This is a genomic window from Alteromonas sp. M12 (assembly GCF_037478005.1).
In the GTDB taxonomy this organism is placed as follows: Bacteria; Pseudomonadota; Gammaproteobacteria; order Enterobacterales; family Alteromonadaceae; genus Aliiglaciecola; species Aliiglaciecola lipolytica_A.
Genome location: NZ_CP144164.1, coordinates 366275 through 381231 on the forward strand (window position 1 = coordinate 366275; position 14957 = coordinate 381231).

Sequence of the window (14957 nt, forward strand, 5' to 3'; positions counted from 1 at the left end):
TTATGGTTATTTTATTAATTTTATTGATGGTTAATTTTGTTACCTTTTATTTTGTCGGTTATGGCGTTTCCGAATACATAGTCTATTCATCAAGTATTATGTTTGGCCTACTATTTATAGCCTTTGCAAAGAATCGATTCACAGTATTTAAAGCAATTGATACTAAAATCAATGTGCTTGTTTTATTTACAGTATTTTACTTTATATTATTTTATTTGCCCTATCTTACATATTCGTTTGGTTTATCTGACATTTATTACAGCCCGTTTTTTTCTCATACATTTGTAGAGCACTCTAATAAAGCTATTATTTTATCTAATATTGGGTACCTTAGTTTTTTATTAGGAAGAGAAATCCTACCCAATAAAAGCGCAAATTTAAGCCCAGAGAAACTAAGGGATTATAGTTTTTTTGTTACCTCTGTAATTTACATTTTTTTTTCATTGATATTAATCAATCTTCTGGCAACTCTTCCAAAAATGATTCAGGGAGCATATTCCGGTTCTGATGTTGGAAGCAGTACGGAGAATGGACTTTATTTCTTATTAAACCATTTTTCACTTTTAGTCGCGGCTATATTTATCGCTAAGAAAGCTCTCGGCCAAAAAATTTCAACATTACTTATGATTTCTATTTTAGTGGTCTTATTTTGGTGTATGGTTCTTTTGGTATTAGGAGACCGTAATACTTTCTTTATTCACGGTATAGTTTTACTTGGGGGATATTTTACATTCTGTCGCAGAATCTCTTATGTGGGCGTTGCTGCAACAGTATTCGTTGGTATTGCTTTGTATGGAGTAATTGAACAAAGCAGAAAACTCGAAGAGCGTTCTTTTTCTTCTATAGCTTCTTCAATATCAGACTCGGAAGATAGCAAAAGCTCTTTTTTCGAAGGGTCATTGAATAACACTACTATTTCTCTTAGAGCTTCAATTTCATATTTGGAAAAAACAGATGAAAGTTTTCAGGGAAAATTTAAAGCAATAGGACTATTGGGTGTTATACCGCTCGTTCGCGGTATGATTGTTGATCCAAATGACCCCTTTACCAACAGTGCAGAAGTTAATACAACAGAAATTCTTGGTGCAAACGCTACTTGGAGTGTTGGGACTAATATAGTATCTGATTCTTATTTGGACTTTGGAGTATATGGGGTAGTCATATTGTTATTCATTGTCGGTCTCTTTACAAAATTTGTTGAAAATGGTGTTCGCCAAAACCATGGCGATCTTCAATACATTGTAATTTACTTATTCTCTTTGGGATTGATCAGTGAGTTACCACGTTATGCTTTTTCCTTTCCAATCAGAAATTTAGTTTGGCTATTTCTACTATTTTTTATATACAAGAAGCTTTTTAAGGTTACAAGAAAATGATTAGACGACTATTTATCTACATATATAAATCACTAAACCCTTTAGGTTACGCTAAGAAGATTGGTGTTCAATTTGGTGATGGGTGTCGGCTAATAAAAGTTGATTTCAGTACTGAACCATACTTGATAAAAATGGGCAATCACGTTAGTGCTACAAAAGTTAGGTTTGAGACTCATGATGGCGGTGTTTGGGTATTCCGAAATGAATTACCAAAACTAGATGTCATAAAAGGAATTAATATAGGGGATAACGTTTTTTTAGGTTATGGAGCGGTAATAATGCCTGGTATTACAATTGGCAGTAACGTAGTTGTTGGTGCTTATTCAGTCGTTACTAAAGATCTCGAAGCCGGTTATATCTATGGTGGCGTGCCAGCCAGAAAAATTAAGTCTTTAAATGAATACAAGGAAAAAGTTATTTCCACGGGAGTTGAAACCAAGCAACTTGAGGAAAGCGAGAAACGCGAATACTTACTTTCTTTGAGCAAACAAAAATGAAGAAAAAAATTTACTTTCTAATTAATGGTTTTGGTAAAGGGGGAGCACAAAGACAATGTGTTTATTTACTTAATCAACTTCAAAAAAATTTGGAGTTGGAAGTACACCTTATTTATTTTTATGAAGGATTTTACTTTCACCTACTAGAAACAGGAGGGCTAATTCTTCATAAAATAAATTATTCAAGTTTTTATGACCCCAGAAACATTGCTCGAATAAGCAGCATTTTACCTAGCGACAAAGTTGTTTTATTTTCTTGGTTAAGATCTTCTGACTTTTATGCTTATTTTTTAAAAAAAATTAAGAGTAACATTTTGTGGATTATGGCAGAAAGAAACTCTAAATATCCTGATAGTATTTTATTCAATTTGAGAAAGAAATTTGCTAAAAAAGCCAATCATATAATTGCAAACTCTGAAAAAGGTGCATCTTACTGGCGTAAAAATAGAATACAAAATGTGAAAATTAGTTTAATAGAAAACGCATTTATTCAAGAAAAAGGAAAAAACGACTATTTTAATGATGGTAAATGCAACATCGTTTACGCAGGAAGGCTTGAAGAACAAAAGAATATTATAAGAACAGCGGAGTTTTTATCCAAATACGTGAGTAAACGTAAGTCAGTGAACTTACATATTTTTGGAGAAGGAAGCCAAGAGGACGTGGTAAAGGAAATCTTTTCGGAATACTTGGGAAGCCAAGTTTTTATGAAACCATTTGAAGAAAAAATAAGCGATATTTTTACATCAGCAGATGTATTCATATCATTGAGTAAATATGAGGGTATGCCCAACTCGGTTGTAGAAAATGCAGCATTAGGCAATAAGATGTTGCTTAGCGATATTGACGAACATAAAAATATTGTCGGACGGAATTATAAATATTTGTTACCTATCGAATTTGACATAAACGAGTCTTGTTTAATGTTAGATAACCTCATATCTGCTCCGGTGGAAAGTATTAAATTTGAGCACATTGAGGAGATAATGGCGAAGTGCACATTGGAAAAAGTTGCGAACCAATACTTTAATATATTTTGTAAGGTGCTCAATAATTATGATAATTGAAAAAATAGAGAAATGTCTGAGGTCCCGTTGGGAGGTACCGGCTAAACAATACACTAATGCAGTTTTACTTGCGTCTTTCCCTAAGTCTGGGAATACTTGGTTGAGATTTGTTTTTTCCAATGTTATTGCAGAAAAGACAAACTTTCCTCAAGAGGTAAACTTCGACAATATACAATTACTGGCCCCTGAGATTAGGGGAAATAGAAATTTAGACAACGCCATTTTTTCAAATGAATGCCCTACATTTCTGAAAACACATTTTTATAATACTCGTAAGTGTAAAGAGTATAAATCGGTAGTCTTATTTCGAGAGCCACAAAAAGCGCTCGTATCGTACTATAAATATATGATTAATGAGCAAGGAAAGAGTTATAGCTCTTTCGAAAGGTTTTTAAATTCATCGAGAGTAGGTATCGATTATTGGTCGTTGTTTCATCGTAGTTGGCTTAGTTCCGAAAACACTATTTTTGTTTCTTATGATGATCTCATTAAAAATCAATTTGTAGGTATTACCCAAATATTAGAGCTACTTGGGTATCAAATCGAAGAACCAATTATTAGTAATAGTTTACTTTTATCGTCTCGTGAAAATATGGCGAAGTTAGAATCGTTGTACGGTGATCCTAATAAAAAAAATACAGATTTTAAATTTGTTTCGAATAATGAAAATAGATACGCAGAGTTATTTAAGGAAAACCCAGAATTGGCGCGAAAAGTTAAAAGTCTTACACCAATTTACGATGCTTTGCTGGCAAAAAAGATTAAAATTTCAGAGGCAGGGGAATCGTGATTGCATTGCTTGACCGAGCCAAACCGATACATGGTATGTCAAACATAAATGAATCGATACTCAAAGAGTTAGGAGAGTCTAAGCATGTTTATGTTTTAAATACGGTACCTTCCTACGCCGCATTTTTATTCCCTGGAAAGTTGTGGGTATTTATTAAAATATTCCATACTATTGTCTCTTATTTTCGGCTATTGATTACTCTGATTTTTAGAAAACACAAAACAATATATCGTCCAATCAATGGTGGTTCAGGTCAGATATTTGACGTTGTATTTTTTACCATTTGTAAAGCTTTCAATTCACACTTATATATTCATCACCATTCATTCAATTACCTCAATGACAAAAGTAGACTGTTTTTTATTTTGAATAAACTCTTGGGTGATAAAACTGTCCACGTCGCTCTAGGTGCCAAAATGAAGGAAAAACTTATAGAGCTTTATGCTATTCCTGAAAATAATATTGTGGTGTTATCCAATCTAGCCTTTTTTCCTAAATCAGTAGAGTCGAGTGTCACTGAAAGAAAAAGCAAATTAGTGATAGGGCATCTTGCTAATTTGAGTATCGATAAAGGTTTAGATATTTTTATTGATGTTTGTATAGCGCTCAAAGAAGCAGGTGTTGATTTTCATGCGAGGGTGGCTGGACCCTTCTCAAGTGAAGCTGAAAAAACACTCTTAGAGAGAGCTTTACAAGATTTGAAAGAGATAGAGTATGTCGGTTCTGTTTACGGACATGAGAAACAAGAATTTTTTCAATCATTAGATTGCTTCGTATTTCCGTCGAAATATCAAAATGAAGCTGAACCACTTGTATTGTATGAAGCAGCTCAATTTGGTGGACTCTTAATTGGTTCTCAAAGGGGGTGTATGAAAGATGTGATTGGTTGTTTTGGTGGGTTTTCTTTTGAAGAAAATAAAAACTTAGCCGAAGAAATTGTTCTTTCAATCCTAAATGCTCAAAAATGTAACTTGTTTGCTAATGACGCGCGTTTGGCTAGAATAAATCTGTTTAACAAGCAAAAAGAAGTTACAGATGGAACCCTTAGTCAACTTATTAATGGAATGATACAAGATGACATACCAAAATCTTAGTCGCTTTCGCGTGCCTGCAGGCTTTCGGGGTCGTAATGCATTATGGGTGCAACTCTGGTGGCTCGTACAAGCGTGTTTATTTGCTTGGTCACCTCAGTTCGCTTATAAATGGCGAAATTGGTTACTTCGGCTATTTGGAGCAAAAATTGGTACTGGCGTAATTATTCGACCAACCGTCAAAATTACATACCCTTGGAAATTAACTGTCGGGGATTACGCATGGGTTGGTGATGATGTTGAACTATATACCCTTGGAGAAATTAATATTGGCGCGAGTGCTGTTGTTTCTCAAAAGTGCTATTTGTGTACAGGTTCGCATGATTTTCAAGTTGAAACCTTCGACATATATGCAAAACCAATAGTGATTGAAGCTGAAGCATGGTTAGCTACAGATGTTTTTGTCGCTCCTGGTATAACAATCGGTAGGGGAGCTTTAGTTGGGGCGCGAAGTTCTGTTTTTGAGGACATGCCAAGTGGCATGATCTGCCTAGGGTACCCGGCTAAACCAGTTAAAAAAAGGCAAGTAACAGGTCAATCGACGACGTGATCCTTCTTAGGACTATGAAGCTGATCATTTTTGGTGCAATGATTGGCTTAACTGCCTTTTAATGAGACAATATCGACTATAGAAATAGAGACTTAACACCAGCATCTTAGTCTTGGTTAGTCTGTAAAAAACGTTCCTCTTTTTCAAATCTATCTGTCACAGAGTATTCAGTTAAAGAAGTACTGTTTTTTTGGCAAAAGTGAACGCTCGATGTTTTGAAGCCTTAGTTTTTGTAAATTTCAAATTATTGCAACAAATTTACAGTAAATTCTAGTTTACTGGTAAGAGACTTGCATGTTGCACAACAAATGGTAGGGGAGTCTACCTTTTTGCCCCATAGTTATTTTGCAGCTGATTTAAGGCTGTATATACAAGTATTAAAAATGCTTGAATAATAAAGAACAGAACAGAACAGTCTAGGAAGTGGTTCGAGCGTGAATTTAGTTGGCAATTTTAATAGGGATATAGCTTGAAACTGCTTTTGAAAAGTTTAAATTATGCGCCGGAATTAACCGGAATCGGTAAGTACAACGGTGAAATGTGTGAAGCTTTTGTAGAAAAAGGTGTGAACGTAACTGCAATTGTCGCGCCTCCTTATTATCCCGAGTGGAAAGTTCACACTGGCTATCGTAAGTTTTGGTTTAAGTCTGAAATTAAAAACGGTGTAGAGCTAGTTCGTTGCCCTTTGTATGTGCCTGAAAAAGTTACCACCATTAAGCGTTTACTGCATTTAGCTACCTTTGCCTTTAGTTCCGGTTTAGCACTTTTTAGTCGTCTTTTTAAAAAGCCGGATGTGATCATTTTGGTTCAACCTACTTTGTTCTGTGCGCCTTTGACTTTGTTGTATGCCAAATTAACTGGCATTACAACGGTTTTACATATTCAAGACTTTGAAGTCGATGCAATATTTGGCCTTGGGTTAATGGGGGATGGTAAAGCTGCTAGTGTCGCTAAGAAAATTGAACGTTGGTTAATGTCTGGTTTCGATGCTGTATCGACTATTTCTTATAGTATGTTAGAAAACGCGAAAAAAAAGGGTGTGCCAGAACAGAAATTAATTCATTTTCCCAATTGGTCAGATACTACTTTTGTGACTCCAGATACCGACGGTTCTGTTTTGCGCCAAGAGTGGGGATTTAGTAACCAAGATAAAATTGTACTTTATGCTGGTAACATGGGCGCGAAGCAAGGCTTGGAAATTGTTTTAGATGCTGCCAGTGCTTTACGAGAAAACAGCCAAATCAAATTTGTATTTGTTGGGGCTGGGGCTATTGTTGATAAGCTAAAAACAATGGCAAGTGATCTTGAATTGTCGAATGTGTATTTTAAACCTTTGCAACCTTGGGAGTTAGTACCCCAATTGCTTGCTATGGCTGATATCCATTTGGTGATTCAGAAAAAAGGTGCTGCAGATGCGGTTTTACCTTCAAAACTAACCAATATATTATCCGCTGGTGGTCATGCAATTGTCACCGCGGAAGAAGATACAGAATTGGGGCGTATTGAAAAAGAACAGCCTGGCATCTATGAGTGTATTGAGCCGGAAAGTATTGGTACACTAGTGTCAGCAATAGAAAGCTCTATTAAAAAGAACACCACGAAACACAATGAGGTGGCACGAAAGTTTGCGCTGTCCCATTTAGATAAAAATGTCATCATTGATAGATTTATTAGTAGATTAACAGAGATAACGGAATCAAATTCAGATTTTGCAAAGGAAATAAAATGACAAAAAAAGTCGCATTGGTAACTGGGGTTACAGGTCAAGACGGTTCTTACCTGGCTGAGTTCTTATTAGAAAAAGGTTATGAAGTTCACGGTATCAAACGTCGTGCTTCATTATTTAATACTCAGCGTGTTGATCATATTTATGAAGATCCACATGTTGAAAATGCTAACTTCAAGTTACATTACGGCGACTTATCTGACTCGTCTAACTTAATCCGCATTATGCGTGAAGTTGAACCTGATGAAGTCTACAACTTGGGTGCTCAGTCTCACGTTGCTGTTTCATTTGAAGCGCCAGAATATACTGCTGACGTAGATGCCTTAGGTACTTTGCGCCTGTTAGAAGCGATTCGTTTCTTAGGGTTAGAAAAGAAAACTAAATTTTACCAAGCCTCTACGTCAGAGCTTTACGGTGAAGTACAAGAAATTCCACAAAAAGAAACCACGCCATTCCACCCACGTTCACCTTATGCCGTGGCAAAAATGTACGCTTACTGGATAGCAGTAAACTACCGAGAATCTTATGGTATTTATGCCTGTAACGGTATTTTGTTTAACCATGAGTCTCCGCGCCGTGGCGAAACCTTCGTAACGCGCAAAATTACTCGTGCTATTGCGAACATTGCCCAAGGCCTAGAAAAGTGTTTATTCCTAGGAAATATGGATGCATTACGTGATTGGGGTCATGCAAAAGACTACGTTCGTATGCAATGGATGATGTTGCAACAAGACAAGCCAGAAGATTTTGTTATCGCTACCGGTAAGCAAATTTCAGTACGTGAATTCGTACGTATGTCTGCAGCAGAAGCGGGTATTACGCTTGAATTTAGCGGCGAAGGCGTCGATGAAATTGCCACGGTAACAGCCGTTTCTGGTGATGATGCACCAGGCGTTAAAGTTGGTGATGTGATTGTGAAAGTTGACCCACGTTATTTCCGTCCTGCAGAAGTTGAAACCTTGTTAGGCGACCCTTCAAAAGCCAAAGAAAAGCTTGGCTGGGTACCAGAGATCACAGTTGAAGAAATGTGTGCCGAAATGGTTCGCAGTGATTTGGATAAAGCCAAACAACACGCCTTGTTGAAAGAACACGGCTATTCGTTAGCAGTATCCAGAGAATAGTAAGGTAAAACTCCTTGTAGGCTCGGGCTTCAGCCCGGGTGAAATATTTCAAATGCCGGTATTGTTTTTGATATTGGTACTCCATGGGCTAAAGCCCATGCTACAAAATGAAACGAATTAAAATCCGTTGTAGGTCTGGGCTTCAGCCCGGGGGAAATATTTCAAATGCCGGTATTGTTTTTGATTTCGGTACTCCATGGGCTAAAGCCCATGCTACAAAATAAAACGGATTAAAATTCGTTGTAGGCCTGGGCTTCAGCCCGGGTGAAAATTGCAATTCGGAAGCTGTTTTTGATAACGGTGCTCTATGGGCTAAAGCCCATGCTGCAAATTAAAACGGACGAAAATTCGTTGTAGGCTCGGGCTTTAGCCCGGGTGAAATATTTCAAATACCGGTATTGTTTTTGATATCGGTGCTCTATGGGCTAAAGCCCATGCTACAAAAAGAAACGGACGAAAATTCGTTGTAGGCTCGGGCTTCAGCCCGGGTGAAAATTGCAACACCGAGGCTGTTTTTGATATTGGTGTTCCATGGGCTAAAGCCCATGCTACAAATTAAAACGGACGAAAATTCGTTATAGGCTTGGGCTTTAGCCCGGGTGAAATATTTCAAATGCCAGTATTGTTTTTGATATCGGTGTTCCATGGGCTAAAGCCCATGCTACAAAATGAAACGGATTAAAATTCGTTGTAGGCTCGGGCTTCAGCCCGGGTGAAATATTTCAAATGCCGGTATTGTTTTTGATATCGATATTCCATGGGCTAAAGCCCATGCTACAAAATAAAAACGGATAAGAATTCGTTGTAGGCTCGGGCTTTAGCCCGGGCAATATTATCGCCTTTTGTATACCGAGGGTTTATCTCGGTGAAATGACTATTATTTAAAGAGTAAATCAACATGAAAAAAGTTTTTGTTGCAGGCCACAGAGGCATGGTGGGTTCCGCCATCGTTCGTCAGCTGACAAAACAAGGTGATGTGGAAATTGTCACCAAAACTCGCAAAGAGCTAGATTTGACTAGCCAAGCCGAAGTCAGCGAGTTTTTTGCTAAAGAAAACATCGAACAAGTGTATTTAGCTGCAGCAAAAGTAGGTGGGATCATTGCTAACAACACTTACCCTGCTGAATTTATTTATGAAAACCTGATGATCCAATGCAACATTATTCATAGCGCCCACGTAGCTGGTGTGCAAGATTTGCTGTTCTTAGGTTCTTCTTGTATTTATCCTAAATTGGCTGAACAGCCAATGTCAGAAGATGCGCTGCTTACCGGTACACTTGAACCAACTAACGAGCCTTATGCCATTGCTAAAATCGCCGGTATCAAGCTGTGTGAGTCATACAACCGCCAATATGGTCGTAACTACCGTTCAGTGATGCCTACCAACTTGTATGGTGAAAACGATAATTTCCACCCTGAAAATTCTCATGTTATTCCGGCTCTTATTCGCCGTTTCCATGAAGCGAAATTGGAAGGAAACCCGGAAGTCGTAGCTTGGGGCAGTGGTAAGCCAATGCGTGAGTTTTTGCATGTGGATGATATGGCCGCAGCGTCTATTTATGTTATGCAACTTGATAACGCTACTTACGAAGCGAATACTCAGCCTATGCTTAGTCACATTAATGTGGGAACAGGTGTTGATTGTACTATTCGTGAGTTAGTTGAAACCGTTGCTAAAGTAACAGGCTATGAAGGTGATATTAGCTTTGATGCGTCTAAACCCGATGGAGCCCCCCGTAAACTAATGAATGTATCACGCTTAAAAGATTTAGGCTGGCAGTACAGCATTTCATTAGAAGAAGGGTTAGCCAGTACTTATGAGTGGTTCTTGGCAAACCAGGATAGTTTTAGAAAATAAGTTTAGTATTAAATAAGAAACCAATATGTTTTTAGATAAACCCACCTTTAGCACTGTCATTGCCAGCACACCGCTGGTATCTATTGATTTGGTGATCACCAATGAAAACAATGAAGCGCTGCTTGGGCAGCGCTTAAATCGCCCTGCCAAAGGTTATTGGTTTGTGCCAGGCGGGCGAATCTTAAAAGATGAATCGCTGGCCAATGCATTTAAACGTCTAACTCAAGAAGAGTTAGGCGAAGCGTTTACCATGGCTCAAGCCACTCTGCTTGGTCCTTATGACCATTTTTACCAAGATAATGTGTTTGGGGACGAGTTTACCACCCATTATGTAGCTATTGCCTACAAGTTAAAATTAATCCAGCCATTAGAAAACCTGCCATTAGATAAACAGCATGGCAGTTATCAGTGGATGCCAATCAGCGAATTGTTAAACAACGATGCCGTACACAAACATACCAAATGGTATTTTATGTAGCATGGCCTTCAGGCCATGTTGGTATTTCATAATCCCCCCAATGTAGCATGGGCTTCAGCCCATGGAATCTATGAATAATTCTTGCGGGGCTAAAGCACCCGCCTACAGGTGGCAACAACCACGTTGTAGCATGGTCTTCAGGCCATGGAAAAAGGTATAAAGCATTCTCGCGGGGCTAAAACACCCGCCTACAGGTTGTGAACGTATGACGTTGTAGCATGGGCTTCAGCCCATGGAATCTATGAATAATTCTCGCGGGGCTAAAGCAAGCGCCTACAGGTTGTGAACGAATCACGTTGTAGCATGGGTTTCAGCCCATGGAATGTATGAACGGTTCTTGCTGGACTAAAGCACCCGACTACAGGTGTTTAATTGACTAGGTGCTTGATAACACCGCCGAGCAAACGGCGAATGTAAAAAAATGGCATTAAATAACCCGGCTGTTTTCCGTATTTTTGATAAACTTCTTGCGCTGGTGGAAACGCCATTTCTTTTATAAATAACCATTTTTCGCGAACACTACTGCGCTGTTTCAATGAACGCCAAAACTGGCTAGACCGACTATCCACCCTTATCAAATAATCTAATTCAGCGTTTGTAGTTGCACCATCCAGTATCTCTATCACGTTTTTAAGACTAGCATCCTCGAAGTGCTGGTTGGCTAGATCGAGGGCAAACTTTGCTAGTGTGCCAAGTCCCTTCTCATCAACACATTGACGAAAATGAGCTTTTTCAGAATGGGTCATTTGTCGACAAAGTAGCAGCAAGTCATATAACCAAATCAACTTCACCGCATCACCCACATTGCGGTGATGAAGAAGATGCACTATTGCGTGTATTAGCCCGTGAGATTTACACACTAGAGGAATGTTCCTTAGCGTTTTGGGATCCGCAGCGCCGGCTAATTCATCAAACTTGAGAATGTTTTCCACTCCAAGTTCATTACTTAATCGCAGATGAATATCAAAATCAACGTTTACTCCAGGACTTAAGGTTTTACGCATTGAAAATTGGTTGATAATAGCTGTAGGGTTCCACCCTCTTGGATTAGCAAAACCCATCGACTCAAATGCTGCAACAACAGAGTTTTTATCATCGGTACGGATGATAATGTCCACATCGGCTTTGGTTCGTAATAAGGAATTGGAATAAACAGCGTGACCAAGGGCGTATCCTTTAAGTACCACAAATTGAACCCCAGACTCGGTAAGCTGCGTTAAAGTTTGATGGAACTGTTGCTCTAACAATTGATTGCGTAAGCTTTGGTGCATTTGATAATTGATTAAAGAAGCAAAAAACGTTTTTTTAAGCTTATGATGTTCGAGTACTTGAGCAAGCAACGCGGCCACACCATGTTCAATGGCTATGTCGGTTAGCGCTTGAGCATCTTGCATACCTATTGATTGCAAGCTTGTAAGATCTGCAAGAATCAACTTACTAAGCTGTACTAGCTTTGGTGTTGTTTGGGGTGAGTTAAGCACTGGCGCTCCCTCTGCGTTTAGATGGTTCAACTAACTTTAATCCAATGGCTAACAAGGTAAAAAACAGCGCGGATAAGTAAAAAGTAGCAACGTTATAATCGAAGCTTGAATGCAATAACAACATTAACAAGGATGCTTGGCAGCCCATTAACAGCCCTTGTTGGGTACTCGATTTGCCCATGAATACTTTTTTCAGCATAAGTAAAATTGCAATACTAAATATCAAGATCCCGATAATACCTTGGGTCGCGAGGGTTTCAAGGTAGTCGTTATGAGCTCGTTTCGACATTTCACTGTTACCCAATGATTCAGGTTTATAATGATGTTGAATTAGCGGGTAAGTGCCAGGGCCACTGCCAAATAGCGGGAAATCAGCTATCACACTTAAAGCCACGCTGTGTAAGTTAGAGCGTGAGCTATCACTAAAACCATATTTTTCGAATCGCTCGAAGGAATTGGAATTCACAAAAATCAGTCCAAGCACCACAATTACGCCAAAAATAGATAAAAGTGACTTTCGTTTATTAAGCTTCTGTTGTTGCCAAAATATATAGCGTGCACATATTCCACACATAACCAGCATAAATACCAAGTTACCACCTCTAGAGTCGGTTTTGGTTAGTACGAAAAACAGTAACAGTGCGATGCAAAGATAGACAAATATTCGCGAGCAGATGATATAAATCAGCGCACGTGATAAACGATTATGTTGCCAATTTTTCTTCCGCTTTTTTAGGACATCAAAAGTTAATCCAAGGGCCAGAGGAATGCTCATCGCTAAATAGATGGCATATTGGTTTTTGTAACTAAAGGTGCCCCGTATCACCTTGTTCCAATCGGAATCCCAGGGTGGTATGGCCTTTGAAAGTTGGTATTGTCCCCCAGTGTAATGATTTACTAGGGAATACAGCGCGGTAGCTGAGGCAACAATTAACAAGCAATACACTAATTTGCTTAATCGCTGTGGCCGTTTTAAAAGTACGTAAGTGAGCAAAAACAGCATCACTAGGGTGGTGAGTTCGAACCACTCGATGGCAGAGGTGGTAGGAGATAAACTAAGGTACCCATAATCTGTATTCGTATTAAGTTGATAATAATAAGCGCTTTGCGGGCTAATTATCGATAATAATTCCATGGGGATTGGAATTAAATAGATACCCAAATACAGCAACCACAACAACAAAACCAATAGTGGTTTTTGTACCTGCCTAGTCTCCGCAAAAAACTGTTCTTTACCCAAGACTAAAAGAATTAGCCCAAAAGTCGTGATTATCGCGATTGAGGAAAGCTCCCAAGCCAGTTCAGCACCGTGTAACCACGGTGAAACAATGTGAACAGCCAGTAAACATAAAAATGCGCTAGCTGTTAACCAAGTGCTTATGTGTGTTTTCATTGTAGCAGTACCCGCTGAATACGGTCGTTATATCGTGAATTAGCGATCAATCGACGAAAAGGCTCAATATTGCCAAATTTACGCATATTCATAGCAGCTAACCGTGACATATGGAGTTCATTCAGTGCGGCATGGAGCATATTACTAGCAAGAGCCTTATTCTTGAGAGATAAAGTTGCCCAATTCTCTATAAGTAAAGGAACAAGACGGATCTGGTTCGTCCTTTCGAATGGGCCCAAAGTTAGTGTTTTTGTCAGAGCTGATTGATCTTCCCAATTGTAGTTTTCGTTGTTGACTTTGGATTGTGCAAGTAAAGTCCAACCTAAATAATCTGACGGTGCCTCTTGGGTCAATAGCAAGGCATAGTGTTCTGCTGATATTAAGTTACTTTCGGGGTGCTCCAATAAAGCTAAAGTTAGATAGAGTCGGCTATATAGCTCATTGATTTTCGTGGAATCCCTTAATCTGAGTGGTAAAAATGCCAGTCTTTCCGCACGCTCCAAACGATATATAATTGTAAGTGCTTGAGCAGCGTCCACTGGCTTTTTTTTATTTTCCCACAGACTAATTGTCTGTTCCGGTTTTACAATAAGAACGGATGAGATAAAAAACTGACAGGCGAGAATGAGTAAAAAACTTAAAAAAGCAATACATGCTAGTTTGCTGATTTTAGCTAGTTTGTTGGGGGAATGCTTAGACGAACTAGTCATGATTGAATTCACTGCAATTTAGAGAGATAAAGAAATTTATTGGCTGTAAGCCACTAAAAAATAGCATCTACATTTCAAAGCCGAGTTTCATTACCGTCGAAAAGGGATTGTGGATTATTTAACACTAGGTTATTGAGCTTATCTTGGCCAATAATCGCTGGTAAATCTGCAATACTAGGTTTTAAATCCGGCGCACGTCCTTTCAAGTTATGGCAATCAGAAGCGATAGCAAAGGCTTTGTCTTGTTCAACTAATTGCAATGCCATCTGTTTAACGTCATCCCCAAATTTTCCGGTTAAACTGCTGGCGGTAATTTGCAGTGGGCAACCCATATCGGTAAAAATTTCTAGTTTGTGAGGGTGATTCAAAAAGGTTTTATTGCGTTCAGGGTGCACTATGATGGGAATAATGTCTTTTTGCAGTAGCCAGCGGACTAAATTATCGCTGCCGTGGGGCACATCGATACGAGGAAACTCTAACAAGAAAGTTTTCTTGCCTTGGTAAGTGCCTAGCCAAGGAATTTGATCTTGCTGCACCAATTGCATAAGCTCAGTGCCAATTCGGATCTCGGCACCTAAACGTAATTCAATATCAATATTGGCTTCAATAACCTGTTGTTGAAATTGCGCAAAACGATTGATTAAATCGGCTTTGGTATTTTCATAACGACCAAAATGTATATGTGGGGTGAGCACTTGTGTTTTCACCCCCTGATCCACAGCCATTTTTAACATTTCCAGCGCTTCAGCCAGAGTTTTTGCTCCGTCATCTACTCCCGGTAATATATGGCTGTGAATATCTATCATAGCTGGTGTTCCT

14 protein-coding genes are annotated in these 14957 nt (G+C 38.8%); 10 read left to right on the forward strand and 4 right to left on the reverse strand.

What is annotated here, in order from left to right; translation table 11 throughout:
• The first annotated feature begins 2 nt into the window (after window positions 1-2).
• From wzy to VUI23_RS01565, 10 genes are all read left to right on the forward strand, one after another.
• A complete protein-coding gene (wzy, locus tag VUI23_RS01520) occupies window positions 3-1376 on the forward strand; it encodes an O-antigen polysaccharide polymerase Wzy (protein ID WP_342806470.1) in 1374 nt (457 codons plus the stop codon).
• Complete coding sequence (locus tag VUI23_RS01525) at window positions 1373-1873, forward strand: acyltransferase (RefSeq protein ID WP_342806472.1); 501 nt, start codon at window positions 1373-1375, stop codon at window positions 1871-1873. Before wzy ends, VUI23_RS01525 begins: the two co-directional genes overlap by 4 nt.
• Window positions 1870-2940 (forward strand): glycosyltransferase, encoded by a 1071-nt coding sequence (locus VUI23_RS01530; RefSeq protein WP_342806474.1) that lies wholly within the window; start codon window positions 1870-1872, stop codon window positions 2938-2940. The genes VUI23_RS01525 and VUI23_RS01530 overlap by 4 nt, the downstream gene beginning before the upstream one ends.
• Complete coding sequence (locus tag VUI23_RS01535; protein ID WP_342806476.1) at window positions 2930-3730, forward strand: sulfotransferase domain-containing protein; 801 nt, start codon at window positions 2930-2932, stop codon at window positions 3728-3730. The genes VUI23_RS01530 and VUI23_RS01535 overlap by 11 nt, the downstream gene beginning before the upstream one ends.
• Window positions 3727-4824, forward strand: a complete 1098-nt coding sequence (locus VUI23_RS01540) for a glycosyltransferase family 4 protein (RefSeq protein WP_342806479.1) — start codon at window positions 3727-3729, stop codon at window positions 4822-4824. Before VUI23_RS01535 ends, VUI23_RS01540 begins: the two co-directional genes overlap by 4 nt.
• Window positions 4805-5371 carry a putative colanic acid biosynthesis acetyltransferase gene (locus VUI23_RS01545; protein ID WP_342806481.1) on the forward strand — a complete coding sequence of 189 codons (567 nt, stop codon included), beginning with the start codon at window positions 4805-4807 and terminating at the stop codon, window positions 5369-5371. Before VUI23_RS01540 ends, VUI23_RS01545 begins: the two co-directional genes overlap by 20 nt.
• A 469-nt stretch (window positions 5372-5840) precedes the next feature.
• A complete protein-coding gene (locus VUI23_RS01550; RefSeq protein ID WP_342806483.1) occupies window positions 5841-7100 on the forward strand; it encodes a glycosyltransferase WbuB in 1260 nt (419 codons plus the stop codon).
• The gene (gene gmd / locus VUI23_RS01555) at window positions 7097-8218 is read left to right on the forward strand and encodes a GDP-mannose 4,6-dehydratase (protein WP_342806485.1); all 1122 of its coding nucleotides are present in this window, start codon (window positions 7097-7099) and stop codon (window positions 8216-8218) included. Before VUI23_RS01550 ends, gmd begins: the two co-directional genes overlap by 4 nt.
• 898 nt (window positions 8219-9116) lie before the next feature.
• The gene (locus VUI23_RS01560; RefSeq protein WP_342806487.1) at window positions 9117-10076 is read left to right on the forward strand and encodes a GDP-L-fucose synthase; all 960 of its coding nucleotides are present in this window, start codon (window positions 9117-9119) and stop codon (window positions 10074-10076) included.
• Window positions 10077-10101: 25 nt separating this feature from the next.
• Entirely contained in the window at window positions 10102-10554 is a 453-nt protein-coding gene (locus VUI23_RS01565) for a GDP-mannose mannosyl hydrolase (protein ID WP_342806489.1), read from the forward strand.
• Between the two features lie 368 nt (window positions 10555-10922).
• Here the strand turns inward: VUI23_RS01565 and VUI23_RS01570 are convergent, their stop codons facing one another.
• The 4 genes from VUI23_RS01570 to VUI23_RS01585 all read right to left on the reverse strand — a co-directional run bounded on the left by VUI23_RS01570 (window position 10923) and on the right by VUI23_RS01585 (window position 14944).
• Window positions 10923-12035, reverse strand: a complete 1113-nt coding sequence (locus tag VUI23_RS01570; protein ID WP_342806491.1) for a nucleotidyltransferase family protein — start codon at window positions 12033-12035, stop codon at window positions 10923-10925.
• Entirely contained in the window at window positions 12028-13428 is a 1401-nt protein-coding gene (locus VUI23_RS01575; RefSeq protein WP_342806493.1) for an O-antigen ligase family protein, read from the reverse strand. Before VUI23_RS01575 ends, VUI23_RS01570 begins: the two co-directional genes overlap by 8 nt.
• Complete coding sequence (locus VUI23_RS01580; protein ID WP_342806495.1) at window positions 13425-14138, reverse strand: hypothetical protein; 714 nt, start codon at window positions 14136-14138, stop codon at window positions 13425-13427. The genes VUI23_RS01575 and VUI23_RS01580 overlap by 4 nt, the downstream gene beginning before the upstream one ends.
• Window positions 14139-14212: 74 nt before the next feature.
• Entirely contained in the window at window positions 14213-14944 is a 732-nt protein-coding gene (locus VUI23_RS01585; protein WP_342806497.1) for a CpsB/CapC family capsule biosynthesis tyrosine phosphatase, read from the reverse strand.
• Window positions 14945-14957 lie beyond the last annotated feature (13 nt).